At 36.8% G+C, this 24634-nt stretch carries 16 protein-coding genes and 1 pseudogene; 3 read left to right on the top strand and 14 right to left on the bottom strand.

Annotated elements, in window-relative coordinates:
• The first annotated feature begins 33 nt into the window (after positions 1-33).
• Positions 34-585: a DUF6580 family putative transport protein gene (locus tag AB3H90_RS00365; RefSeq protein WP_081129009.1), complete on the top strand. Its 552-nt coding sequence runs from the start codon at positions 34-36 to the stop codon at positions 583-585.
• 192 nt (positions 586-777) lie between these two features.
• On the opposite strand, the gene AB3H90_RS00360 is transcribed toward AB3H90_RS00365, so the two are convergent.
• Positions 778-1587 (bottom strand): hypothetical protein, encoded by an 810-nt coding sequence (locus tag AB3H90_RS00360; protein ID WP_161638126.1) that lies wholly within the window; start codon positions 1585-1587, stop codon positions 778-780.
• A gap of 470 nt (positions 1588-2057) precedes the next feature.
• Between AB3H90_RS00360 and AB3H90_RS00355 the strand changes: the two are divergent.
• Positions 2058-2756: pseudogene (locus AB3H90_RS00355) on the top strand (transposase).
• A 386-nt stretch (positions 2757-3142) separates the two neighbouring features.
• Here the strand turns inward: AB3H90_RS00355 and AB3H90_RS00350 are convergent.
• The 7 genes from AB3H90_RS00350 to AB3H90_RS00320 all read right to left on the bottom strand — a co-directional run bounded on the left by AB3H90_RS00350 (position 3143) and on the right by AB3H90_RS00320 (position 10117).
• The gene (locus AB3H90_RS00350; RefSeq protein WP_368015921.1) at positions 3143-4936 is read right to left on the bottom strand and encodes a hypothetical protein; all 1794 of its coding nucleotides are present in this window, start codon (positions 4934-4936) and stop codon (positions 3143-3145) included.
• Between the two features lie 355 nt (positions 4937-5291).
• Entirely contained in the window at positions 5292-6191 is a 900-nt protein-coding gene (locus AB3H90_RS00345) for a hypothetical protein (RefSeq protein WP_010737488.1), read from the bottom strand.
• A 514-nt stretch (positions 6192-6705) separates the two neighbouring features.
• Positions 6706-6915, bottom strand: a complete 210-nt coding sequence (locus AB3H90_RS00340; protein ID WP_010737487.1) for a hypothetical protein — start codon at positions 6913-6915, stop codon at positions 6706-6708.
• Positions 6916-7218: 303 nt separating this feature from the next.
• A complete protein-coding gene (locus AB3H90_RS00335; protein WP_368015920.1) occupies positions 7219-7875 on the bottom strand; it encodes an amino acid ABC transporter permease in 657 nt (218 codons plus the stop codon).
• A gap of 15 nt (positions 7876-7890) precedes the next feature.
• Complete coding sequence (locus AB3H90_RS00330) at positions 7891-8538, bottom strand: amino acid ABC transporter permease (RefSeq protein ID WP_010719298.1); 648 nt, start codon at positions 8536-8538, stop codon at positions 7891-7893.
• 12 nt (positions 8539-8550) lie between these two features.
• Positions 8551-9366, bottom strand: coding sequence for a transporter substrate-binding domain-containing protein (locus tag AB3H90_RS00325; protein ID WP_010719299.1), 816 nt, complete (start codon positions 9364-9366; stop codon positions 8551-8553).
• 13 nt (positions 9367-9379) lie between these two features.
• Positions 9380-10117 carry an amino acid ABC transporter ATP-binding protein gene (locus tag AB3H90_RS00320; RefSeq protein ID WP_010719300.1) on the bottom strand — a complete coding sequence of 246 codons (738 nt, stop codon included), beginning with the start codon at positions 10115-10117 and terminating at the stop codon, positions 9380-9382.
• Positions 10118-10367: 250 nt separating this feature from the next.
• On the opposite strand from AB3H90_RS00320, the gene trpS reads away from it, so the two are divergent.
• Positions 10368-11378, top strand: a complete 1011-nt coding sequence (gene trpS / locus AB3H90_RS00315; RefSeq protein WP_010719301.1) for a tryptophan--tRNA ligase — start codon at positions 10368-10370, stop codon at positions 11376-11378.
• 62 nt (positions 11379-11440) lie between these two features.
• On the opposite strand, the gene pheT is transcribed toward trpS, so the two are convergent.
• From pheT to AB3H90_RS00285, 6 genes are all read right to left on the bottom strand, one after another.
• Positions 11441-13861 carry a phenylalanine--tRNA ligase subunit beta gene (pheT, locus tag AB3H90_RS00310; protein ID WP_368015919.1) on the bottom strand — a complete coding sequence of 807 codons (2421 nt, stop codon included), beginning with the start codon at positions 13859-13861 and terminating at the stop codon, positions 11441-11443.
• A gap of 5 nt (positions 13862-13866) precedes the next feature.
• Positions 13867-14910 (bottom strand): phenylalanine--tRNA ligase subunit alpha, encoded by a 1044-nt coding sequence (pheS, locus tag AB3H90_RS00305; protein WP_010719303.1) that lies wholly within the window; start codon positions 14908-14910, stop codon positions 13867-13869.
• A gap of 294 nt (positions 14911-15204) precedes the next feature.
• A complete protein-coding gene (locus AB3H90_RS00300) occupies positions 15205-15546 on the bottom strand; it encodes a helix-turn-helix domain-containing protein (protein ID WP_010719304.1) in 342 nt (113 codons plus the stop codon).
• A 70-nt stretch (positions 15547-15616) separates the two neighbouring features.
• Complete coding sequence (gene addA, locus AB3H90_RS00295) at positions 15617-19333, bottom strand: helicase-exonuclease AddAB subunit AddA (RefSeq protein WP_368015918.1); 3717 nt, start codon at positions 19331-19333, stop codon at positions 15617-15619.
• On the bottom strand, positions 19330-22860 hold the full coding sequence (locus AB3H90_RS00290; RefSeq protein WP_368015917.1) for a PD-(D/E)XK nuclease family protein: 3531 nt from the start codon (positions 22858-22860) through the stop codon (positions 19330-19332). The genes addA and AB3H90_RS00290 overlap by 4 nt, the downstream gene beginning before the upstream one ends.
• A 274-nt stretch (positions 22861-23134) precedes the next feature.
• A complete protein-coding gene (locus AB3H90_RS00285) occupies positions 23135-24601 on the bottom strand; it encodes a peptide MFS transporter (RefSeq protein ID WP_010719307.1) in 1467 nt (488 codons plus the stop codon).
• Positions 24602-24634 lie beyond the last annotated feature (33 nt).

Raw genomic sequence — 24634 nt, 5'->3', positions numbered from 1 at the left:
GAACTATTATCAGTGAAGGAGCAGCCTCAAAAGATGAACACATTTAAACAAAAACCTTACTTTACGATTCACAAATTTGCTTATTTGTCATTATTAATTGCTGCCTGTGTCGTAGGCAGACTTTTTTTTGCTTGGTTACCAAATATTCAACCTATGACAGCCATTCTTTTACTACTTGCGGCATTTGGTTCTTTAACAGATGCTTTAATCGTCTCCATATTGAGCTTATTCATCACTAATCTATATTTAGGATTAGGGACTTGGACAATCAGTCAAATGCTCGCCTTCAGCGGGATTGTTTTGTTTTTTCATTGGATGAATCAGTTACCTATAGTCGCTAAGCATGTGACTATTCAAGCAATTTTGAGCTTTATTTGTGGATTAATTTACGGTTTGATTGTTTCACGAATTGAAACTTTCATCTATCAACTTCCCTCTTTTTGGGCTTACTATTTTCAAGGACTTCCTTTTGATCTCGCCCATGGTATAGGTAATTTCTTTTTTTATTTGATTCTCTTTCCCGTATTTCAACGGATACTATTTCCGCTATACAGTAAGACGCTTGATGACAGATATAAAAAATAAATGACGTGAGAATCCTTATTTTATCAGCCCTCTGATTATTTTTGTCTAACTTTTTTTGGGGGTATAGAATCAGAAGTGATTCTTCTGTCCCAGTTTTAAATTTGCCATAAAAAGTGGGATATTAATCAATTTTTTTCTGATTAATATCCCACACTCATTTATTATGTAATCATTTTTAGAGTTTATTGATTATTATCTATGTAACGGGTTATCCTGCTTATGCTGTAGGTCTTGAGATACAGCTGCTCTTTCTGGGGATGAGTTTTCTTCTTTAGATACTCTATTTAATTTTTCTTTAAGATCTTCTCCTCTATCTTTGTTCTCTGGAACTTCAGAACTATTTCTAACATTATTCCCTCCCTCATACTTCCCCATTTCTTCTTCTACTCTCTGTCGGCTTATGGATGGACTTTTTGTCAACTCATTTTTAAGATACCTCAATACACTACTTCCAGTAATGTCTCTATTATTCACAACTGTTTTTATCGCTCGCTCAACCGCTTTATCCTCTTTTTTTCTATTTTTACCCTTAAATTTCTTCAATTCTTCTTCTGCTCTCTCTTTACTTATGAATGGATTATGCTCAAATCCATATGTGAGATACTTAAATATTTGGGAATGATCTTGAGTCCTGTCTGCATCCTTCATAACTGTTTTTATCTCTTGTTTAACCGCTTTATCCTCTTTTTTTCTATATAACTTCTTCAATTCTTCTTCTGCTCTCTCTTTACTTATGAATGGACTATTCTTAAATTCATATGTGAGATACTTAAATATTTGGGAATGATCTTGAATCCTGTCTGCATCCTTCATAACTTTTTTTATCACTTGTTTAACCGCTTTATCCTCTTTTTTCCTAACTTTACTCTCAAACTTCTTCAATTCTTTTGCTCTCTTTTTACTTATGAATGGACTATTCTCTTTTTCTTTAGTTGTACTCGGATTTAATTCAGTTGGTTCCTGTTGAATAGTTTTTGTCTTTTCCTGTTCCTTGTTTGGCATATTATCTTCTCCTTTAAAATTTTATATACTGCTTCATCAATTTATCAGAAAAAAAGAATACATAATAAACTTTTATTTCCGAGAAAAGAAATTTTTGTAATTTAATACCATTTAATTGATTAAAATTCTAGGTTACTACTTTTAGTTTCTGAGAGTACAAGGTCAAGTATAGTATTTTCAAAGAATTATGCATCAAAAAATTGTATTTGAGTAGTCCTATACATAACAGTTCCTTTCATAATATTTCATTGATTCTTTAATCCTATTTTTGATTTAGCTATAAAAATCGGATCGTTCATCCAATTTTTTCTGATTAACGACCCGAGCTCATATACTATGTAATTTGGGCTCTATATTTTTTGATGTTGGTGAAATTTACCAACATCTTTTTCATGATGTAAAAACATAGAAAAGACACCCTGAAATCCTTTAGAATTAATTTGACGAACCAATTCATAGGATAATTCAAGATGTCTTGTACTCAGCTTATCAAAGATCCCCTAAATATTCTAGACCTAACTATCTATTTTGAGGTAAATTGTTAAACCAAAGAAAGATATAAAGAGAAATTTTGCTTGATTTACAAAGGTACTCTTCAATACACGCCCGAAGAGTGTCCACATTATTCAACATATAGGAAGAACTTTTTTAAACCACCGAGTGAAGGAAACCAATGCACGACTTAAAAGTACTTCTCAATACCAACGTGGGCTTGGTAGAAAAATGAAACGTTATTGGAAACTCCTACAAAAAGAAGAAGCAAAGTTGAACTATGAAAAACGGGTTTGGTGTTCCAGTTTCAAAGATTACTTAACTGAAAGTGAGATTGTCGACCGATTGTTAGCTACTTGTCCCGATCTACGACAAGGCTATCAGTTATACCAAGATGTTCTTTATGAGTAAAGAAAAGAGATCATTCACTATTTGAGGACTGTTTATCCAGAGAAGTCAGCCAGTTACCTGAAACTTATGCGATAACTTTGCGAACATTTAGAAAGTTTCTGCCACAGATCCAAAATGTCCTCCGCTACAGTTATTCAAACGGACCACTAGAATGTTTAAACAACCATATTAAAGTATTAAAACACAATACTTATTGTTTTCGAAATTTTTATAATTTCAAACGACGGATCACAATTCGACACGATAAAACTATTTTAACCAAATAAAAAGAACTGAACTGGGACAATAGTCAGAAAAAAAATCTGATTATTGCCCCATTTTTTTGATTTTAAGGTACACAAAAAGCACGCAACCTTGTGAGATTAAAGTAACCCAACCCAATCAAAAAGGAGCATGCTTTTATGTTTAAAAATTATACCATCAATCAAACAACTTTACCACTAGATGTAGAACAATAATATATTCCAGAAACGGATGTTGCCTTTAAATAATAATTGGTGCTATTTCAAAGCAGAATGCAGGAAAAAGTGTCTAAAATAAGAAAAATCAGCCTGATTTTCTTTTTGAAAAGTATTATTGTCCCAATCTCGTCCAAATTATTCTAAGATTTCTCTTTACCAACATCATTTGATAAAGAGCCAGCAATTATTGTTCATCGACTAAATTCATCTGACTTTTTAGGTAAATGATTATTTTGTTGTACATTTTGGTCTAGTAGAGTTTTTGGTTTTAAATCTGAATTATTTAGTCTTCCACTCAATGAAACTTGATTTGTTGAGTTTAGGTTTGTTTTAGCTGGTTCTTGTGAAGTTCCGTGCGCCCTGTTCAGCAACGCTGTTTTTTCTTTCATTATTTTGATAAGGTTATTTTTATCTTCTTTAGTAATCAAAATCTCATCAACTAAATTGCGTTGAGAGAGTTTATCAAGGCTACTGTTAACAATAAATTCGGCCATCATAGATAGCGTTTCCGGGTCTACCTTTTTGTTCGCTTTAAGTCCCAATGCTGCGTTCATTGCATCAGATAACAATATCATGTTTTCAGTCTGCACTTGATCTATAGTCTTCCCATTTATTTTAGTGTCTGTCTTATTTTCTTGTAATTTTTTGGGTTGCTGTTTCAGGCTTTCGCTGATCATATCTCGAAGTGTTTTTTCATCTTCTATTCGCATGCCAAGAGCTTCAGGAACTTTTTTCATATAATTTTGATCAAGTACACTATTCTCAATGGTAACGGCTATTTCATGTAAAACCTTTGGAGCTGTAAATTGACTCTTTGAAAGTTGATAATCGCTTTTTATTATTTTAATCAGCAGGGATACTGCCTTATCATTTATTGCATTACTTTGGAATATATTCCGAAGTTTGTCTCTATCTGATTTTGACATAGGAAGCGTACTTATAAGCTCTTGTTTCTGGTCTATATTAAGGTCTAAATCCACCACTTCATTTGCTATTGTATGTAGTTTTTCTGGAGCTGTCGGTTGATTCTTTGAAAGTTGATAATGTCTTTTTGCTGATTCAGCCAACATGGATACTAGCTTATCCTGTGCCGTAGCATTTATTGAATTACTTTGAACAGATACTTTTGGTTTTGGTGGAATCGGTGGTGGAGTCTTTTGTTGTACATTTTGGTTTAGTAGAGTTTCTGGTTTTAAATCTGAATTATTTAGTCTTTCACTTAATGAAACTTGATCTGTTGCTTTTACCTTAAAATATTCTTTTTCATCATAGTTATATTCACTCTTAAACTTCTCAATTTCTTTTTCTCGTCTCTCTCGGCTTATTCTTGGTCTATTCTCCAACTCATCTATGAATTGCTTTAATATGGTGGGGTTAAGTTTAGTAAAGTGTCTATTCTTCATAAAACTTGCTATCGCTTGCTTAACCGCTTCATTTTCTTTTCTTTCTTCAATTAATTTTTCCACTCTTGACGTTTGATTTCCTATAAGTTCCTTAACGTCCTGTTCAGCGATTATTTTTAGATCATGAATAAATGCTATACACGTATCAGGAGTCAAGGGATTAAACTTAAATTTATTAAGGTCTCCAATTAGTGCATCTTTTGTTTCCTTCGGCAAACGTGTATCTGAGTGAATCTTATGCCTTGTCTTAAGGTAGTCAATATAAAAAGTTTTATTTTGGCTAGTTACTTCTATTGTATTTTGGGTCTCTATTAGGTTGTTTGGTTGTATGAGTTTGCTCTCATCTGGATGAAGTGGAAGTCGTTGGATGACCCCTTCTGCTACATCATCTTTAAGTTCAGAAAGAAATTCACCTATTGCTGCTAATGTTTCCGAACTAACAGGTTCACCCTCCTCAAGCTTACACTCTTCGATTAGTTGAAAAGCTATAGTAGCATGATTATACAAAGTATTTCGAGGTCGTTCGCTTTCATTATTTGCAATTTTTTGATTTGTTTCTTTTTTCTGTTCCATGTTTGGCATGTTATTCTCTCCTTTAAAATTTTATGTACTGCTTCATCAATTTATCAGAAAAAAAAATACATAAGAAAACTTTTATTTCCAAGAAAAGAAAATTTTGCAATTTAATACCATTTAATTGATTAAAATTCTAGGTTATTACTTTTAATTTCTGAGAATACAAGGTCAAGAATAGTATTTTCAAAGAAAAATGCATCATGAAATTATATTTGAGTATTCCTATACATAACAATTCCTTTCATAATATTTCATTGATTTTTTAATCCCAGTTTTAATTTAGCCATAAAAAGTGGGATATTAATCAGATCAATATCCCACACTCATTTATTATGTAATTATTCTTAGAGTTTATTGATCACTATCTTTGAAATTGATCCTTTTTGTTTAGATATGCCTGTGACTTTGGTAGTACAGATGTTTTTAATTGCTCAATTCTTTTTTTCGTAAGTCTTCCTTGCTCGGATTTTCCTTGCTCACGTTTTCTTTTATTAAGGCTTCTTTGTTCTGAGCTTCCTTTTTCAAGAAATTCTTTTACACTCATCTTGAAATATTCCTGTCTTTCATTTGGTTTACTTGGAGACTTATATTCATTTTTTAATTTCTCAATTTCTATTTTTTGCCTCTTTTTGCTTATGTATTCAGATTTTTTCAACTCGTCTTGAAATTGCACCATTAGTGTTGGGGGAATTTCAGTATAGTGTCTGTTCATCTTAAATCTTTCTTTCACTTGATCAACCGCTATATCTTCTCTTGCCTTTTTTATTGATTTTTCTATCTTGGGCGTTTGCTTCTTTAAGAGTGTCTGAACATCTCTTCTAGCGATCACATCTAAATCATAAATAAAGGAAGTAAACCTGTTAAGGTCCAAAGAATCGAAATAGAATTTATCAAGGTCTTGAATTAGTGCATGTTTTGTTTCTTTCGACAAAACTGCTTTTTTGCTTAAATCATACTTTTGATTAAGGTAGTTAATATAAAAGGTTTTATTTTTATCATCCACTACTATTCTATCATCACTATTCATTTGGATGTTCCTTTGTCGTAACAGTTTTTTCTCTTCTGGAAGAAGCGGAAGATAGGAGATAATCCCTTCTGCAGAATCTCTCTTATAGTTAGAAAGAATTTTACCTAATGTTGCTAACTTTTCCGAACTATTAGCTTCTCCCCTCACAAGCTTATGATCCTTGATTAGTTGAAGAGCAATAGCATATTGACTTCCTGTCCGTATTACTGCTATTTTTTGTTTATCATTTGGCATGTTATTCTCTCCTTTAAAAGTTATATACTACCTTGTTAAACTATCAGAAAAAAGGAGTATCTAAGTAACTTTTATTTCTGCAGAAAGAATTTTTTGGCATCTGATATCACTAGACATGTTGTTTTTCGAGTTACTATCCGATAACCATTCTGTCAAAAAGCAGTCATCACCCACTTATAGAGAATGGATGATGCCTGCCTATACTAGATTAAAATTGAAGATTCTTAATTTATCCACTTCTGTTTGTCACAAATTGTTGATTGAATGATCTATCGACCACTAGAACATCGTACTTCTACTTCACGCGAGCTCCCCTTTTTTGCTTTAGCAGTCGTTCAGAACAGCTGGTTTTCTAACCGACCAATTTGTTCATTCATTTTTGACATTTTCCTAAATAAACGAACTCTTACACAAAAAATGTACTAAATTTCTAGAAAATCTTACAGAAACTTCTTTCTTTTTACCATTTCCTGTTTGTCACAAGCAATGGATCATTCGTATACAATTAGTCCAATTACATTCGATAATAGACAATGATTGCTAGTCCGATACCTGATAAAATCAGTCCCCAAAATAGTTGTCCGAACATACTGGTATCTCCCAATAGCCAACGAACGAAAAATAATTTTCTTCCAAAACAAAAAATTAACACACCTATGATAAAAATAATACATCCCGTAGAAAATATCGGGTTTGCTTGAAAAGCATTTATAATCTCTTCCATCTAACAACATCTCTTTCTCTATCTATCCATTATAGTTACCACAAACTCTGTTAGGCATTCTCTCATTTCAATACGTTTACCTAACGACACTTAGTATACTTCCTACTGTCAAGACAGTCCATATTTTTAAATGAACTGAACGAACAAAACTGTAAGCTATGTTTTTAAGCTGATCTTTGTCTACGACTACTTTCTCTCACAATATCGTTGAAGAGAAAAACGATCTAAGTTTTACATTGACGAATCAAATAAAAATACTCGCTGAACAATTTTCATTGAACAACGAGCATGCTAAGTTTTTGACTAATAGCTGTACTTTCTTTTTTCTAAATAGGAAGAAAGTAAGGATAAAGCATAGCAGACAGCAAAATACATCAATGTCATTGCCACAAACATTGGCAATACATAATTGGTATTTTGTCCGTAAACAATTCGTGCTTGGTGAGTCAATTCAGGTAAGGAAATGATCACTGCTAATGATGTATCCTTGATCAATGAAATCAGCTGACTCACGATTGCTGGGATCATTGATTTAAATCCTTGGGGTAAAACGACGATTCTCATCGTTTCTACATAAGACAATCCTGTGGAAAGACCAGCCTCCATTTGTCCTTTAGGAACGGCATTCAACCCTGCTCGAAAAATTTCTGATAACATAGCCGATTCAAAAATCGTCAATGCTGCTACGGCTGACCAAAAAATATTCATTTGGATACCGATTTGTGGTAAGGCAAAATACGTAAAGAAAATGATTAATAACAATGGAAGATTTCTGATAATATCAATTAGTATTCCTAGTATTTTTGAAAGATAAGGTATATTGGCAAAACGAACCACACCACAAATCCCGCCAATCAAAAAACTAAAGATGATTGAAAATAATGAAACCTCCACAGTCACTTTTAATCCTTCTAATAAGAAGCGGATATTCATCCATGAAAAAGCACCACTAAAATCCATTTTGTTCTCCCCTTCCTATGAACGAACTGCCCATTTTTTCTCTAAATATGTCATCAAGTAAGACAAAGGTAATGTAATTACTAAGTAAAAAAGACCCACGATGATATAGGTATCAAAAGTGTTGAAAGTTTCACTGGCAATTAAGTCCCCTTGATACATTAAATCTAACCCAGCAACGATAGCTAAAATCGATGAATTTTTTACTAAATTAATAAATTGGTTTCCTAATGGTGGTACGACGATCTTGAAAGCCTGCGGCAAAATAATAAACCGCATCGTTTGCGCATAGGTCAAACCAGCTGATAATCCCGCTTCTGTTTGCCCTTTTGGCACTGTTTGAATCCCTGAACGAACGGTTTCTGCAATAAATGCCGAAGTATAGATCGTCAAACCGATCGTCCCTGCTTGAAAGCCGTCAAAACTAATCCAATAGATCGGAAGGACGACATAAAAGAACATCACAATAATCAACAATGGGATATTTCGAAAAAATTCCACGTACGCTTTAGCTAGTCCACTGATCACTTTGTTCGTTGACAATTGAAAAATTGCCATCAGTGTTCCAATAATCAAACTAAATAATAAAGCTAACACACTTGAATAGATAGTGATTTTAAACCCTTCTAAGAAGGTTGATCCATATGTTTGCAGCAACTCAGCCATTCTTTCCCCTCCTTAATTCACTTTTCCTTGGGTGGTATCTGGGAACCATTTTTGGTAAATCTGATCATATGTGCCGTTAGCAATGAGTTCTTTTAACGCTTGATTTACGGCATCCAAAAATTCTGTTTGTCCTTTATTGATCGCAATTCCATAAGGTTCATTGGTAAACGTCCCACCTGCTAAAGTATAGTCAGGGTTCTCGTCAGCCATTCCCAACAAAATGGCATTATCGGTCGTCATAGCATCTCCTTGTCCTGATTGTAAAGCAGTAAACGCTTCGGCATAGTTTTCTAGTTCAAGAATTTTTGCATCTGGAGCATGTTCTCGGATATTTACTGCAGAAGTTGATCCTTTGACTGCAAGCACAGTTGTTTCAGCATTTAAGTCATCTACGCTTTTAATCGGGCTTCCTTTTTTGACTAATAAAGATTGTCCGGCATCAAAATAAACATCAGAAAAATCAACTTGCTTTTTTCGTTCATCTGTAATGGTCATTGTCGCAATAATCGCATCAATATTTCCATTTTTTAATAGCGGAATCCGTGTTTTAGAGGTAACTTCCACAAATTCTGCTTTCCCATCCTTTCCAAGAATCTCTTGCGTAATCGCTTTAGCGATATCGATATCAAATCCTTGAACCGTACTACTTTTGATATCCATCATCCCAAATAAGCGAGTATCGTATTTTACACCCCACGTTATGGTGTTGTTTTGCTTACTTCGTTCCAGAATATTTTCTTCAGCGACACTTTTTCCTTTGCAGCCTGCTAATATCAAAAAGACCAGACCCAAAAGGAAAAGCAAACGAATCATTGTTTTCTTACGCATTTTATTCCTCCTATCAATGATTGATTACTTTACTAATAAATTGTTGTGCCCGAGGTTCTTTAGGGTTCTCAAAGAAGTCTTTTACATTGCGGCTATCTTCTAATACTTGGCCATCCGCCATGAAAATAACCCGATCTGCTACTTCTTTTGCAAATCCCATTTCATGGGTCACGACGATCATTGACATCCCATCACGAGCTAATTTTTTCATCACATCAAGTACATCCCCGATCATTTCCGGATCTAAAGCAGATGTAGGCTCGTCAAATAACAGCATTTCCGGATTCATCGCCAAACCTCTGGCAATTGCCACACGCTGTTGTTGTCCTCCAGATAACATAGATGGATAAGAATCTTTTTTGTCGAGCATGTTGACTTTTTCTAAGAATTTTTCCGCGTTTTTCACTGCACTTGCTTGATCTTGCTTTAATACTTTAATCGGTGCAAGTGTAATGTTTTCTAAAACGGTTTTATTAGGATATAGATTAAAATGCTGAAAAACCATTCCAACATTTTTTCTGACTTCGGTCAATTTTGTTTTTTTGTCCTGAAGGTCGATATCATTGATTAACAATCTTCCAGAAGAGATCGTTTCTAATCCATTGATACATCGTAACATTGTACTTTTACCTGAACCTGAAGGACCAATGACAACGACGACTTCCCCTTTCTCAAACTCGAGGTTTATGTTTTTCAAAGCATGGAATTTGCCGTAGTATTTTTCCACGTTATCAAATTTAATCATTGCCATATCATTACACTCCCATTATTATTTAGTAAGAAAATATTTAAAGATATATAATAGAACATATTATATCTGAAACTTACGTATTTTGTAAAGTTTCTTTGAAACTTTCTTTCGTTATTTTTCTCCTTTGCTTCTTACATCTGCTATTTTTCTGCATTTTGTTCGTCTTTTGATTTAGAACGGTTGTTTCTTCCTCCAAAAAACGGTAAGATATTAAGTGCTTAGTCTTACAAATCGTAAAGAGGTGTTTTTTTTGAAAAATATTATTCTAACAGGTGATCGCCCGACTGGCAAGTTACATTTAGGGCATTATGTAGGATCACTCAAAACACGGGTAGAAATGCAAAAAGATGAAAACAATCAACTTTTTGTAATGATTGCAGATATGCAAGCCCTAACCGATAACGCTAAAAACCCTGAGAAGGTTTCTTCAAATGTACTTGAAGTTGCTTTAGACTATTTAGCTGTTGGATTAGATCCTACGAAATCAACGCTTTTTATCCAATCGCAAATACCAGAATTAGCTGAATTGACTATGTACTATTTAAACCTAGTCAGCGTCGGGCGTGTCCGTCGTAATCCTACAGTTAAAACAGAAATCGAACAGAAAAAATTTGGTGAAGGTGTCCCAACTGGATTCTTTATTTATCCTGTATCGCAAGCTGCTGATATCACAGCTTTCAAAGCGAATTTAGTTCCTGTTGGTGAAGATCAAAAACCAATGCTTGAACAAACACAAGAAATAGTTCAAAGTTTCAACCACACGTATGGCGACGTCTTAGTGGAACCAAAAGGCGTTTTCCCACCAAAAGGAATGGGCCGTTTGCCTGGCATCGATGGGAATGGAAAAATGAGCAAGTCATTGGGTAATGGCATCTATATTTCTGATCCTGCTGATGTGGTCAAGAAAAAAGTAATGAGTATGTACACAGACCCAAATCACATCCACGTGGAAGATCCAGGTCAAGTCGAAGGCAATATGGTGTTCACTTATCTTGATGTGTTTGGAAAAGACAAAAATGCGATTGAAGAAATGAAAGCTCATTATCGTCGTGGTGGTCTAGGTGATGTGAAAATCAAACGCTATTTGATTGATGTTTTGGAAGAAGAGTTTGCTCCAATTCGTGCTAGAAGAGAAGAATTAGCGAAAGATCCAGCTGCTGTGATGGCGATCCTAAGAGACGGTAGTGAAGCAGCTGCGAAAGTCGCTGCTCAAACTCTAGCAGAAGTCAAAACTGCAATGGGAATCAATTATTTTAACTGATTGGCTTGTTAATGAATAAAAAAGACGTCCTCATTCTTTGTGAGGGCGTCTTTTTTTACAGTTTAACGAATATTTGCACCAACTGTTTCACTTAGTGCTTTTTCGATCTTAGTCATTGATCGGTTAATTTCTTCATCTGTCATTGTTGCTTCAGGATTCTCGAATGTCAGACTGTAAGCCATTGACTTATGTCCTTCCTCGATATTTTTTCCTTGATACACATCAAACAATTGGATGTCTGTTAAGAACTTACCTGCAGCAGACTGGATAACCGTTACGATTTCTTGATTGGTTACTGTTTCTGCAACTAACATCGCAATGTCACGAGAAACGGAAGGGAATTTTGTCACCGCATGGAAAGTCATCCCTTTTTGAGCAGCTTCGATCACTGAGCTCAAGTCAAATTCTGCAACATAGGTTTCTGGAACATCGTATTCTTTAGCTGTATTCGGATGAACCTGTCCAACAAATCCAATCACTGTTTCACCTAAATAGATTTCCGCTGTTCTTCCTGGATGCATGTCTTTCAAACTATCAGTCGCTTGATAAGAAATGTCTGTTGCTATTCCTAATTGTTCAAACAAGTTTTCTAAAAGACCTTTGATCGTATAGAAGTCAACTACTTCTGCTTGAGTTTGCCAACCTTTATCCTGCCAAGTACCTGTCAATGCAAGAGCAACATGTTTCACTTCCTGCGGCAAATGAGTCAATGGATCGTTTTCTTGATAGAAGACTCTTCCGACTTCATAAAAAGCGACATCACTATTTTTTCTAGCTACGTTATAGTTCACATTATCCAGTAACCCACTGATCAAGTTCATTCGTAAGACAGAACGGTCTTCGCTCATTGGCCAATCAAGACGTGTAACTAAGGAATCTTTGATTGTAAATTGACGAGATTTTTCTTCCGTTGTCAAAGCATAGCTGATGGCTTCATGTAAACCACTGTCTTCAAGTAATGTACGGATCTTGCGTGTTGTTGATTGCTCTTGGGTCAAACTTCCTGCAACAGTCTCTCCACTTGGTAATCTGGAAGGCAAGCGATCATAGCCATAGATACGAGCAACTTCTTCAATAATATCCGCTTCAATCTTGATATCCCAGCGACGAGGAGGAACAGTAACGGTGAACGTTTCCCCTTCACTTTGATAGCCAAAGCCAAGTGCTTCAAAAATCTCATTTACTTCCTTAACTGTTAAGTCAGTTCCTAGATAATGATTGATTCGTGAGAGAGTGATCGTTACTGTTACATCTTCTACTTGATAAGTCGAACCAGCAACCGCACCTTGAAGAACCTCACCGCCTGCTAACGAAACGATCATTGCAGCAGCAACGTCACATGCTTCAGCAACTGTTGCTTGATTGATTCCTTTTTCAAAACGAGCAGAAGATTCACTTCTTAAATTGAATTGTTTCGCTGTTCGACGGATCGAAATTGGATCAAACAAAGCTGCTTCTAGAGCAACCGTAGTCGTTGTCTCAGTGATTTCAGAATCCAAGCCGCCCATCACACCTGCTAAAGCGACTGGTTGTTCTCCATTAGTGATCACGAGATTTTCGGGTGTTAGCTCACGTGTTTCGCCATCTAACGTAACGATTTTTTCTGTTGCTTTTGCCTGACGAACGACGATTTCTTGTGATCCCAGCCGATCATAATCAAACGCATGTAATGGTTGTCCAAACAACAGTAAGATGTAGTTTGTGATATCTACTACGTTGTTGATTGGTCGAATCCCTTCGTTCATCAAGATATTTTGTAACCATTGTGGACTAGATTGGATTTTTACGCCCTCAATGATTCGAATTTGATAAGCAGGCACAGCTTCTGGATCTTCGACTGTCACCTTGATTTTGTCTTTTGCCGGACGTGCTGCTTCTACTAATTCTTCCTCTGCAAAATGAGGTGTTTGACGATAAATCGCCCCCACTTCATATGCTACTCCTCGCATAGATAAAGCATCTGCGCGGTTCGGTGTAATCGATAACTCGATAATTGAATCGTCCATGTCTAAATAAGAAAAGACGGGCTCTCCATTGACTGCCTCTTGTGGAAGATAGTAGATTCCTTCAGCATATTCTTTGGGAACAACACTATCTGGATAGCCAATTTCTTGTAAGGCACAAATCATTCCATTAGAAACTTGACCACGCATTTTCCCTTTTTTGATTTTTACATTCCCTGCGATCCGTGAATTAGGTAAAGCAACGATGACTTTGATCCCTGCCTTCACGTTAGGTGCGCCACAAACGATCTGTGAAAGTTCTTCTTCACCGATATCCACTTGGCAAATCGATAAATGATCGGAATCAGGATGTGGCACACATTCCTTGACTTCGCCGACTACGATTTTTTTTAAGCCTTCTTCAGGAACCGTGATTCCTTCCACTTCGATCCCAGTCACTGACATTTTATCAGCTAGTTCTTTTGGCGTAACTGCTGACAAATCAAGATATTTATTTAACCATTTATAAGAAACTAACATGCTTTTTACTCCCCTTTGAACTGACTTAAGAAACGCAAGTCATTTTGATAGAAATTACGAATATCATTGACACCGTAACGTAGCATTGCTACTCGATCTGGGCCAAGGCCAAAAGCAAAACCAGAGTATTTTTCCGGATCGATTCCTGACATTTTCAATACATTTGGATGAACCATCCCAGCTCCTAAGATTTCAATCCAACCGGTGTGCTTGCAGACATTACAGCCAGCGCCACCACATTTGAAACAGCTGACATCCACTTCAACAGAAGGTTCAGTAAACGGGAAATAACTAGGACGTAGTCGAATTTCACGTTCTTCACCAAACATCTTCTTCATTACGACTTCTAAAGTGCCTTTTAAGTCACCCATCGTAATATTTTCATCGATCACTAATCCTTCGATTTGATGGAATTGGTGGCTATGAGTAGCATCATCCGTATCACGACGGAATACTTTCCCAGGTGAGATCATTCGAAGTGCACCTTTTGAAAAGTCATGTTTTTCCATCGTACGTGCTTGTACTGGTGAGGTATGCGTACGAATCAAGATCTCTTCTGAAATATAAAAAGTATCTTGCATATCACGAGCTGGGTGGTCTTTTGGTAAGTTCATTCGCTCAAAATTATAATGATCAGACTCCACCTCATACCCTTCAACAATTTGGTAGCCCATTCCGACAAAGATGTCTTCGATTTCTTCCATGATTTGTGTCAAAATGTGGCGGTTTCCTTGTTTGACTTGTCGTCCTGGCAAGGTCACATCAATTGTTTCTTTGCTTAAAGCTGTTGCAAGTGCCGCTTCTTCTAACGCTTGCTTTTTACGTTCAATTTCTGCTGTCAACAGATCACGAATCTCATTGGCAAAACTACCAACTTTCGGACGTTCTTCAGGACTTAGATCCTTCATTCCCCGTAAAACTTCGGTGATTGGTCCTTTTTTTCCTAAAGTTTCTACACGAATTTGATTTAATTCTTTTAAATCGCGTGCTGTCGCTATTTTAACGATTGTGGCTTCTTTCAAGCTTTCTAATTGGGCTTGTAGAGACATTCCCTATTTCCTCCTTCAAATTCAAATACAAAAAAGACCTCATTCCTACAAAGGAACGAGGTCTTCGCGTTACCATCCTAATTTACGGTCAAAACCGTACACTTATTTTTTTAACGACATTTGCCGGTCTGAATAAATCAGACGAACTCAGAAAGTGAACTTCATTTTTCAAACTCAGGATCTGCTTACAGTCTATGACAGATCTCCCTGGACTGGTTTAGCCAAACTACTCTTTTTCGTCAACGTTCTTTAGCTATTCATCTAATGCCAGTTTACAAGATTTCACTTCCAAAATCAACTGCATTCTTCTTCTGTCACCCATTTTTCACTCCAAACCTGTAACTGAACAATGGCCTTTTGAAGATCCGCTCCTTTTTCAGTTAACATATATTCTGAACGGCTGGACTCTTTACATGAGAAGTTTCTGGCGATAATTTTTTCTTTTTCAAGTTCTTTTAATCGTTCAACTAAAACCCGATCACTCACCATAGGTATTTTAGCTGCGAGATCAACAAAGCGTTGCGGACCATTTTCAAGCAATACATCAATAATCAGCCCATTCCATTTTTTACCTAAAATCGAAAAGGTCTTTTCAAATTTAGGACATAAAGTGAACTCTGTCTGTGTTAGCTCCATTTTACTCACCTCTTTGCTAAGAGTATAGCATATTACTTACAAAGTGTAAGTCCTAGTTGCTCAATTATTATTATTTATTAATATTTATTATTTTCTTTGCACTTAATAAGACAAGAAAGACATCTGTGACAGGCTTTTCTAATGATTCTGTCAACGCCTGTTGATAGAGATTCAATTGCCCACGATATTTTTGAATGACAGCATCAATCGCTGTTTCATCGTTGCGATCTAAAATGAAATCCGTCTTAAAGTCATATAATTGAATCGTCGTGGATAAATCGATATAACCATCGACAATCCCATGGATCAGCAATTCATCTTCTTCATTTGGGTATTGTTCAAAGACCCGTTCTGCAGGTAATAACATCGAAAACGGTTGTTCCCGTTTGACATGCGCTTTTTGCTTGATCAATTCTTTTCCTAGCTCGGTTTCAAAAAACCAAAGAATAGCAGAAAAATCAATTTTTTTGGCTACCTTTTGATCCACTAAACGCTTTTTGACTAATTCATCTAGCAATGCTTGGATCGACTCAGTAGTCGGCATTTCTAATGGCAGCAATTGCAATAAATAGTGTGTTGCAGTTCCGATTGCCGCAGCTGAAACCTGTTGCGTTTTTTGTAAGAAACGTGGTTCAGCCAATGTATCTTGCGTATAACGGAATTGGCGGTTTAACCCTCTTGTTTCATTACTTTCCCAGACAAGTTTAGCATCAAGCGTATCATCTGGATCTTCAAACAAACGTTTAATTTCAGAGACCGATTGATAACTTGTGGTTTGCGTTGACTCTTTGAAAGGATAACGATAATCGAGTCGTGCTTTCAGAGCAGGTGATAGTGGTGTTTGATCCACGTCATTATTTTCAGCAGCATCGTTTTCTTGCGCTATTAAACGTTGCCTTTTTTCAAGCAGAGATTGTTGATTCATCCAAGTAATCGCAAATTGGCTATCAGAGTGTTTTAATTCTGAAAGAATGGTTGCTTCGGCAAAATAGTTTTGCATCAATGGATGACGCATCAAACTAAGACCGATCCAGCTCATCAAGCTGCTATTCCCTTTTAATCGAGTCGTTGGCTCTAAGACTAATTTGGTTTGTTCAGAAGCTTCTGACCAATTCTTCAAGGTATCTTCTTTATTTTTATACGAGCCGATAATAAATAATTTTTGTTCCGCACGGGTCAAACCAACGTAGAGTTTACGCATCTCCTCTGACAATAACTTATTTTGTTTGGCTGATTTGATTGCTTGGTAAGGCAAGGTATCATACAACACCCGAGTATCAGGGTCCATATAACGAATCCCCGCACCTAGTTTTTCTTCAAAAGCATATCGCTTTTTTAAATCTTGCAAATTGAATTGTTTGGTCATATCTAATAAAAAGACAATAGGAAATTCTAAGCCTTTACTTGCGTGAATTGTCATGACCCGAACAGCATTATCGCTGGAGGAAATCACCGGCTCCGCTAAATCTTTGTCTTTTTCCTGCATCTTTTCGATGAAGCGAACGAATTGATACAACCCTCTAAACGAACTTTGTTCATACGCTTTCGCACGATCAGCTAAGGCATAAAGGTTTGCTTGTCTTTGGGCACCGGCTGGTAAACCTGCTACATATTCTAAATAACCGGTTTGTAAATAGATCTCCCACAGCAAGTCAGTGATTGAAGACCGCCGAGCCAGTTCCCGCCACAATTCGAGTTGGTCATTGAAATGGCGCAATTTATCAGCTAATTCATTCTGATTTGCTGTTTGGTAAGCCAGCACCGCATCATAATAGGTATGCGTTCGATCAGCTAAACGGATCTGTGCCAGTTCTGGTTCAATCAGTCCTACGATCGGTGAACGTAAAACGGCTGCCAATGGAATATCTTGATATGGATTATCAATCAATTGGAGTAAAGAAATCATCGTACGCAACTCCGTAGATTGAAAATAATTTTGGGCATCGTTCATTTCTAAAGGAATATCCAATGTTTTAAAGATCTCTAATATCGTCAGATTATTCTTCTTTGTAGGTGTTAAAAGTACGATATCTTTATATTCGACTGGACGATTCTGTTTCATTTTTTTATCATAGATCAGGAATTTTTCATCAATCAGTTCGCGGATTTTTAAGCCCGTCATAAAGAGTTCACCTTCTGTTTTGTCCTCCAGATTCTCATCAATTGGAAAGTCGCTGTTTGGCTCTTCTTCTTTTTCGTAAATCAATAGTTCTGGTTCAAAGCGATCGACTTCGGGGAAATCAGGAAATCCTAATCGTAATTGTGCAGCATCATCATAAGCGATTTGTCCCACAACAGGGTCCATCAATTGTTGGAACACTAGATTGGTAAATGACAGGACTTCCTTTCGGGAACGAAAGTTTTCTGCCAAAATGATCCGTCTTCCACCCTCAGCTGTTGCAAATGCTTCATATTTTTCAATAAACAAACTAGGATCAGCTAGTCGAAAAGAATAAATCGACTGTTTGACATCCCCAACCATGAATAAATTGCCATTTGTCGGATCAGGCTGTCTAAGCCAATAAAGGATAGCTTCTTGCAACTGGTTGATATCTTGGTATTCATCGACCATTACTTCTTTGAATTGCTTACGATAAAGCTTTGATGCTTCACTTGGAAGCCATGACTCTTCTGTTTGGGTCGTCAAGATTCGCAAAGCAAGATGTTCTAAATCATTGAAATCTACTACTCCCTTTTCTCTTTTTCGTTGGCTAAAGCCATCCATGAAACGTTTGGTGACATTCGTCAACTCTTCCACTAGGACAGCAGCTTTTTTCGTCCGTTCGGTCAATTGTTCAGGAGAAATCGGAAAATATGTTTTTCCAATTTTCTGAATGATTTTTTTCGCCTGATCTCTTAAATTTTTAACTTCGGCTGAACGTTCTTTCAGCTCTGCTTTGCGACTGCTTTTAAAAGTAGTAAAAGTCAATGTTTCTAAACCCGTATAGGCTTCCGGCAATTGATCTTGTAATAAGTGATCATAAATGCGTTGGACTTGTTCTTTTTCTCCTGCAACTTGTTCCAACATTTTTTCCAGACCTTCTTCTTGCGCTAATCCAACCATTTCTTCATAAAGTTGCACACTTTGTGCCATATCTTTAAGTAGAAGTGGTCGCAATTGTTCTTGGTACAATGGTGAATGAGCTAATCCATCATCTAAACGATAGTTATCCACTAATTGATCTAACCAACGTTTGGGATCAGGATTCGCTCGCGCAAATTCATAAAGAGAGAAAACCAGATTGGTCAATCCATCATCTGAACGATCATTTGAAAAATTCATTGTTAATTGGAAAAACTCTTCCCGATCTTCGCTATAACAAGCCTCGCGTAATTCATCCCAAACATCTTCTTTCATTAAGATCGTTTCTGTCTCATCCGTTAACATCCGAAAAACTGGATCAATATCGATCAAGTAGTAGAATCGGCGGATAACCGTTAAACAAAAAGCATGTAAAGTAGAAATATTAGCACTCGGCAATAAAATCAGCTGTTTCGTGAAATGTTGTTGGCGTGCCGGATCGCTTTCACTATTGACTGCTTCTTGTAAAGCTTCTTGGATCCGTTCTTTCATTTCTTTCGCTGCCGCTTCTGTAAACGTCACGATCAAAAGTTCATCAATATTGAACCCCATTTTTAGTTTTTCGATTACTCGACGGACAAGCACTGTGGTTTTTCCAGAACCAGCGGAAGCTGATACCAGCAAGTTATCTCCCTGATCAAAAATGGCTTGCCATTGTTCGTCAGTGAATCGTTCGTTTTCTGGTCTCAAAGGAATTTTGGTCATTCTTCCTCACTCCTTTTTTCTATTCTTCGCAGGGCTTCTTCCTTGTATAATTTTTCTAAACGGTGATAATTGTTTTCTTGCAACATCACATCAAACGTACAAACACTTCTAAAAGGACACATTTGACAAGCAAGCCGCTCCTTGTCTTTGTAAGCTGGATTAAGTTTGATCTCCCCTGACGTGATTTTATCCCCTGCTAAACGCATATTCGCACGATTATGCGCCATAAAAAGTTGGAGTTCCTGTTCTGTATAGAATTTTTCTTTACTAAAACTTCCCTTTTGATAGACATCTTTCGCATTTTTCTTGATCGGATAAATCAAAGAGTTCTCTTTTGCTTCCAGTGAATGATCTAATACTTCCAATAACTCAGGTTCATCGACAAAGATGCCGTCATAACTGAATTTTTTCAATGTCTCTTTTTCAATTTCATTTGCTTCAGACAAAATCGGATTATGGACATGTAAATAATAGGAACCAGCCGGTCGAACCAATGCTTTTCCAGTCAATTTGACAGCATCCATCAACGCCACGTCTAGATAAGTCAACAGTTGCATAGCCATCCCGTAGTAAGCTTCAGTGACATCAAAGGAACGTCCACTTGATTTATAATCGACAACACTAAGCCAGGTATCCGCTTGTTCAACAGCAACATCCACACGATCAATCTTCCCACGAACATGTAGTTTCCCTCCATTATTCAGTGGTAATTCCAACCCTGGGATACCTTGAGCGCCCGCAATTTGGCCAAACAATATTTCTGTTTGAAGGGGCTTCATCCCTGTATTTTTACTTTGCTTTTGTAATGCCCAAGCTACTTTTTGGATCGTTTGTCCTAACTGATAACGAATATAGTTCATTCGAGCTGAACTATCTAAAATTTCAAAGCGTAACTCGCCAAAGACGTCTTGCAAGACTTTTTCAGTAAACTCTTTACGTTGTGTATCGGTCATTTCTACTAGCGATATCTGATTTGAAAATAGTAATTTAAAGAAACGATCTAGTGATTCATGATAAAAATCACCTGTAGCAGCCGGCGTTAAACCATAGACCATTCGTTCTTTCAGTTTCAAACCAAATTGGACAAAATATTTATATTCACAATTATAGAAATTTTCTAATCTGGAAATAGAGGTATAAATATCTTTACCATAGAGTTCCTCTGCCATCTTTTTAGGTAATGACACCGGGACATTCAGATGTTCTTGACTTTCAAAAATGCGCAATGCAAAATTTCGCCATTGTGATTGCAAGATCTGCTCTCTTAGTTGGCGCCAATACACCGGAACTTTTTTCTTCTCTTCCTTTGCTAAACGATAGATATGATTGATTGTATTGATCCCACTACGATACGTACCGATATAACAACTCGGATCGCTGTCTAAAACCAAATGCTCTTTTCTTTCAGCTGGGATCATCAAGTATTCCATGATTCGTTTCAAATAAGGAGAGATTTTCAACGTGTTTGTATCATAACTTTGAGCGTAACTGAGGTATAGACGCTGAGTGGCTGAAGCAAACACCAAGTAGGCTTGCAATGGTTCAAAAGACAAGTTCTCTTTTGCGGGATCAAATAAAAATTTCTCTTCCGCTAAACGAGCATTCAACGTTTCCCTTTCCTCACTAGAAAGCAAGCCTTTCGTTTCGTGCCGATCAGGAAATACTTGATCATTCAAGCCAATGGCAAACGTGACTTTCGCCTGGTTTGATCGTACCAGTTCCAAGCGGTTGATGCGTACTTGGTCGATTGCTGTAGGAATCTTCCCGTAACTTAAATTTTCTAACCCGCTGGTAATGATTTCCTGAAACAAATGCCAGTCAAATTCAGATTCCCCATAAATGAGCGAATACTCGTCCAGTAAATCAATCAACGCCCCCCATGTTTGCTCATGGTTTCGGGCTGCTGCTAAATTGCCTCGTTCAATTTCTTGATTTCGCCAAAAAACTAATTGTTGTTGTACGCCACTGTTCACCAAAAAACGATAAAAGACCGTCGCGCCTTCTTGTCCATTTTTACATTTTTTTATCTTGTCAAAAAATGTTGGGACTTTCTCTTTGAAGAAGTGCCGAATATCATTCGAGCGTTTTTCTAATTCTTGAACATCTTCCAGTTGTTCTGCTTCAAAATCGTAAGACACGAACTGCCAATCTTTTTCTCTCGTCCAGTATGAACCTTGATAGTTATAAGCAAGTGCTACATTTTCTGTGACATCTAATTTTGCTCGGAACTGATTTCTTTGCTCACGCCAACTGGCTAAGTCTAGTGTATCATCCGCTTCACAAATGAATAATTCAGTTTTGAAAAAACGCATGATATCATTCAAACGATAGGCATATCGATCTAAAGCGAATAAACTATTGATCCATTCGATCAATGGATGATTCTCCATCAACTGCTCTTCATCAATATAAAAAGGAATCGCCATTTCTTTGAAAACAGGTTGTAGCAAGTTACCATAAAACGCCATATCTTTCGTTAACACTTGAATGTCACGATAGCGATAATTTTCCTCGCTGACCAAACGACGGATCTCCACAGCTAGTTGTCTGACTTCTTCGGTGGCGTTCTCTGCTTCCCAAATTCTCAACGCCTCTTGTTGCCCAACCTTCAGCGGCTGGCTTTTTTTGTTGCTAGAAGTTTCTTCCCACATTTTTTGCAAGTGCATGAGTGCAAGCGGTCTTTCATGTTCTGGGGCAAATTTTTCCACTAAAACCGGCACTCTTCGTTCTTTGGCACTGTTGATCAGTTGGAAATAGAGCTTTCCTGTTTCATGAAACAATGTCAACACTTCAGGCATATCCGTGATATAAGGACGATCAAGAAGCAAATCAATCACTAGCTGTCCCTTTTCCATCATGACCTGTAACAATTGATATTCTTGCGCATTGACTCGAGTGAAACCACTAACGATAAATTTCACCTTGGACATGTCTTGCGTTTGCAGATAATTTGCCAAAATGGTCAAAGCATCTTCAGATTGCAGCGCACGTTGGACTAATTCTTCTTCAAAAGCTGTAAAAATCAATTGAAGATCTTTCATTTTCAACTGTTGATTTTCAGCTTTTACCGTATCCGCTAGTTCTGAAAAGACAAGATCTTCAGGTGAAATATTTCCAATACGTAATTCATTGTGCAGTTCTTGCAACTGGCGAATAAACCCTTTTTTATTGATTTCTCCCCGAAAAATCGTTAAATTTTCTTCATTTTTTTCTAGGATCTGTCGCAAGATCATTGCCGAACCAGATTCTGAAAGTTCATTACCAGACAATAACGTTGTTTGCTGCAACAAATACCACGCTAAACGATAAAAACTAAAGACTTGGACATTCGTTGTACTAAATGAAGTTTTGCCACTTCTTTGACGCAGCTCTGTCAAGATTTCTTGTTCTTGTTCAAATTTATTATAGTTAGGTACAAGGAAAAATACCTGGTGTATGCTATCTTTTGCTAACCATTCGACTGATTCATCAATCAACGCTGTACGGTGGTCTTTTCGGGCTGTCCCGAGAATAAATTGTAAAGACATTTTCCCTCTCCTTATTCCTTAGATTCATTCCTCATTCATTATACCAAAAACAACTGAACATTTGTTCTTTCTCCTATTTTTTTAGAAATTATTGTTTGCGCTTATAGAGATTATTTTACCAAATCCTCTCAAAAAAAGTTTAAGACTACTTCTTGCGATTCACATCCATCAATCGCTATCCTTTACTTATTTCTTATACTTATCCATATAAAAAAAGCACCAAAGCTAGTTATTTCCACTAACTTTGGTGCTTTCTTTTATAACTTCATTTGGTTTAATGAATGGAACCCATCAATTTTTTGATTGGTTCTTTGATCATAAACAATACAACTGCTCCGACGATTGCTACGACACCGACAATCCCGAAATAAGCAGATTCAGTACCTGGTGTATAGAAACGCGCGATTTGTGCATTGATCGCTTGTGAAGAAGCATCTGCCAAGAACCAGATAGCAATGGTTTGTGATTCAAAAGCTTTAGGTGCTAATTTTGTTGTCGCAGACAAGCCAACTGGTGATAAACATAATTCAGCGATTACGACAATGAAGAAGCTGCCAATCAACCACATTGGACTTACTTTACTATCTGTGCCATAAAGCATGCCTGGTAACATCATTAATAAGAAAGATAACCCAGCAAATAATAATCCTAGTGAAAATTTCACTACGGTTGATGGTTGTCGTTTTCCTAATCTCGTCCACAATGTAACGAATACTGGTGTCAAGACGAAGATGAAAATCGGATTCAATGATTGGTACCAACTAGCTGGAATATTCATACCGAACAATGTTGATTGTGTCCGTTCTTGTGCAAACAGAGCCAAGATGGAAGATCCTTGTTCTTGTAACGACCAGAAAATGATTGCTGCTAAAAATAATGGGATATACGCCCATACTTTTGGTTTTTCCTCTGCTGTAACATTTTTAGCTGTTAACATTTTAACAAAATAGTATAACGGTAAAAGAATACCTAAAACACTAATTGAATTGACAAAGAAATCAATGGTTAAATGTCCAGTGACTTGTGCGCCACCAAAGATTGCTACAATCACAACTAAAGCAATGACTAAGTTACGAATGAATTTTTTACGCTCTGCTGCTGTTAATGGGTTAGGAGCAACTGTTCCTATACCATCCAACGTTTTACGTCCTTGGATCACGTATTGTAACAGTCCAAAGAACATTCCGATTGCAGCTAATGAGAAGCCAAGATGGTAGTTGTATTCTTGTCCGATCGTTCCTACGATGATCGGTGCTAACATCGCACCTAAGTTGATCCCCATATAAAAAATAGAGAAGCCGGCATCTCGTCTTAAATCAGTTTTTGAATAAAGATGTCCAACCATTCCGGAAACATTTGGTTTCAAAAAGGCTGTCCCAAAGATAATCAAAGCCATTGAGACGAATAAAGTGGAAACACCAAATGGCAATGCTAAGACGATATGTCCAAGCATAATAAATATTCCACCGAAGAAAACAGTTCTTTTTGCACCTAGTACCCGGTCTGAAACCCAACCACCGATGATACTAGACATATAAATCAGTGAACCATAAATTGACATAATTGCTAATGCTGTTGCGGTAGGTAATCCAAGTCCACCGTTTGCTACAGTATCGTACATGTAGTAAAGCAACAGCGCACGCATACCATAATAACTAAATCGTTCCCACATCTCTGTGAAGAACAATGTTGACAACCCCTTCGGCTGACCGAAGAAGCCCTTGTCTTGTTGATTTTCCATAATCCATACCCCAATTCTTTAAATTTTCAGAAA

Origin of the sequence: Enterococcus sp. C63 (genome assembly GCF_040887215.1) — a bacterium.
Lineage (GTDB): Bacteria > Bacillota > Bacilli > Lactobacillales > Enterococcaceae > Enterococcus_B > Enterococcus_B hirae.
The sequence above is the reverse complement of the archived record's forward strand: the minus strand, read 5'-3'. Positions and strand labels throughout refer to the sequence as shown.

What these genes read in the sequence shown, in the direction of transcription:
- AB3H90_RS00365 (WP_081129009.1), top strand. Translation starts at nt 34, where the DNA reads ATGAACACATTTAAACAAAAACCTTACTTTACGATTCACAAATTTGCT.
- AB3H90_RS00360 (WP_161638126.1), bottom strand. Translation starts at nt 1,587, where the DNA reads ATGCCAAACAAGGAACAGGAAAAGACAAAAACTATTCAACAGGAACCA.
- AB3H90_RS00290 (WP_368015917.1), bottom strand. Translation starts at nt 22,860, where the DNA reads ATGTCTTTACAATTTATTCTCGGGACAGCCCGAAAAGACCACCGTACA.
- AB3H90_RS00350 (WP_368015921.1), bottom strand. Translation starts at nt 4,936, where the DNA reads ATGCCAAACATGGAACAGAAAAAAGAAACAAATCAAAAAATTGCAAAT.
- AB3H90_RS00330 (WP_010719298.1), bottom strand. Translation starts at nt 8,538, where the DNA reads ATGGCTGAGTTGCTGCAAACATATGGATCAACCTTCTTAGAAGGGTTT.
- AB3H90_RS00300 (WP_010719304.1), bottom strand. Translation starts at nt 15,546, where the DNA reads ATGGAGCTAACACAGACAGAGTTCACTTTATGTCCTAAATTTGAAAAG.
- AB3H90_RS00345 (WP_010737488.1), bottom strand. Translation starts at nt 6,191, where the DNA reads ATGCCAAATGATAAACAAAAAATAGCAGTAATACGGACAGGAAGTCAA.
- AB3H90_RS00340 (WP_010737487.1), bottom strand. Translation starts at nt 6,915, where the DNA reads ATGGAAGAGATTATAAATGCTTTTCAAGCAAACCCGATATTTTCTACG.
- addA (WP_368015918.1), bottom strand. Translation starts at nt 19,333, where the DNA reads ATGACCAAAATTCCTTTGAGACCAGAAAACGAACGATTCACTGACGAA.
- AB3H90_RS00320 (WP_010719300.1), bottom strand. Translation starts at nt 10,117, where the DNA reads ATGGCAATGATTAAATTTGATAACGTGGAAAAATACTACGGCAAATTC.
- AB3H90_RS00325 (WP_010719299.1), bottom strand. Translation starts at nt 9,366, where the DNA reads ATGCGTAAGAAAACAATGATTCGTTTGCTTTTCCTTTTGGGTCTGGTC.
- pheS (WP_010719303.1), bottom strand. Translation starts at nt 14,910, where the DNA reads ATGTCTCTACAAGCCCAATTAGAAAGCTTGAAAGAAGCCACAATCGTT.
- AB3H90_RS00285 (WP_010719307.1), bottom strand. Translation starts at nt 24,601, where the DNA reads ATGGAAAATCAACAAGACAAGGGCTTCTTCGGTCAGCCGAAGGGGTTG.
- pheT (WP_368015919.1), bottom strand. Translation starts at nt 13,861, where the DNA reads ATGTTAGTTTCTTATAAATGGTTAAATAAATATCTTGATTTGTCAGCA.
- AB3H90_RS00335 (WP_368015920.1), bottom strand. Translation starts at nt 7,875, where the DNA reads ATGGATTTTAGTGGTGCTTTTTCATGGATGAATATCCGCTTCTTATTA.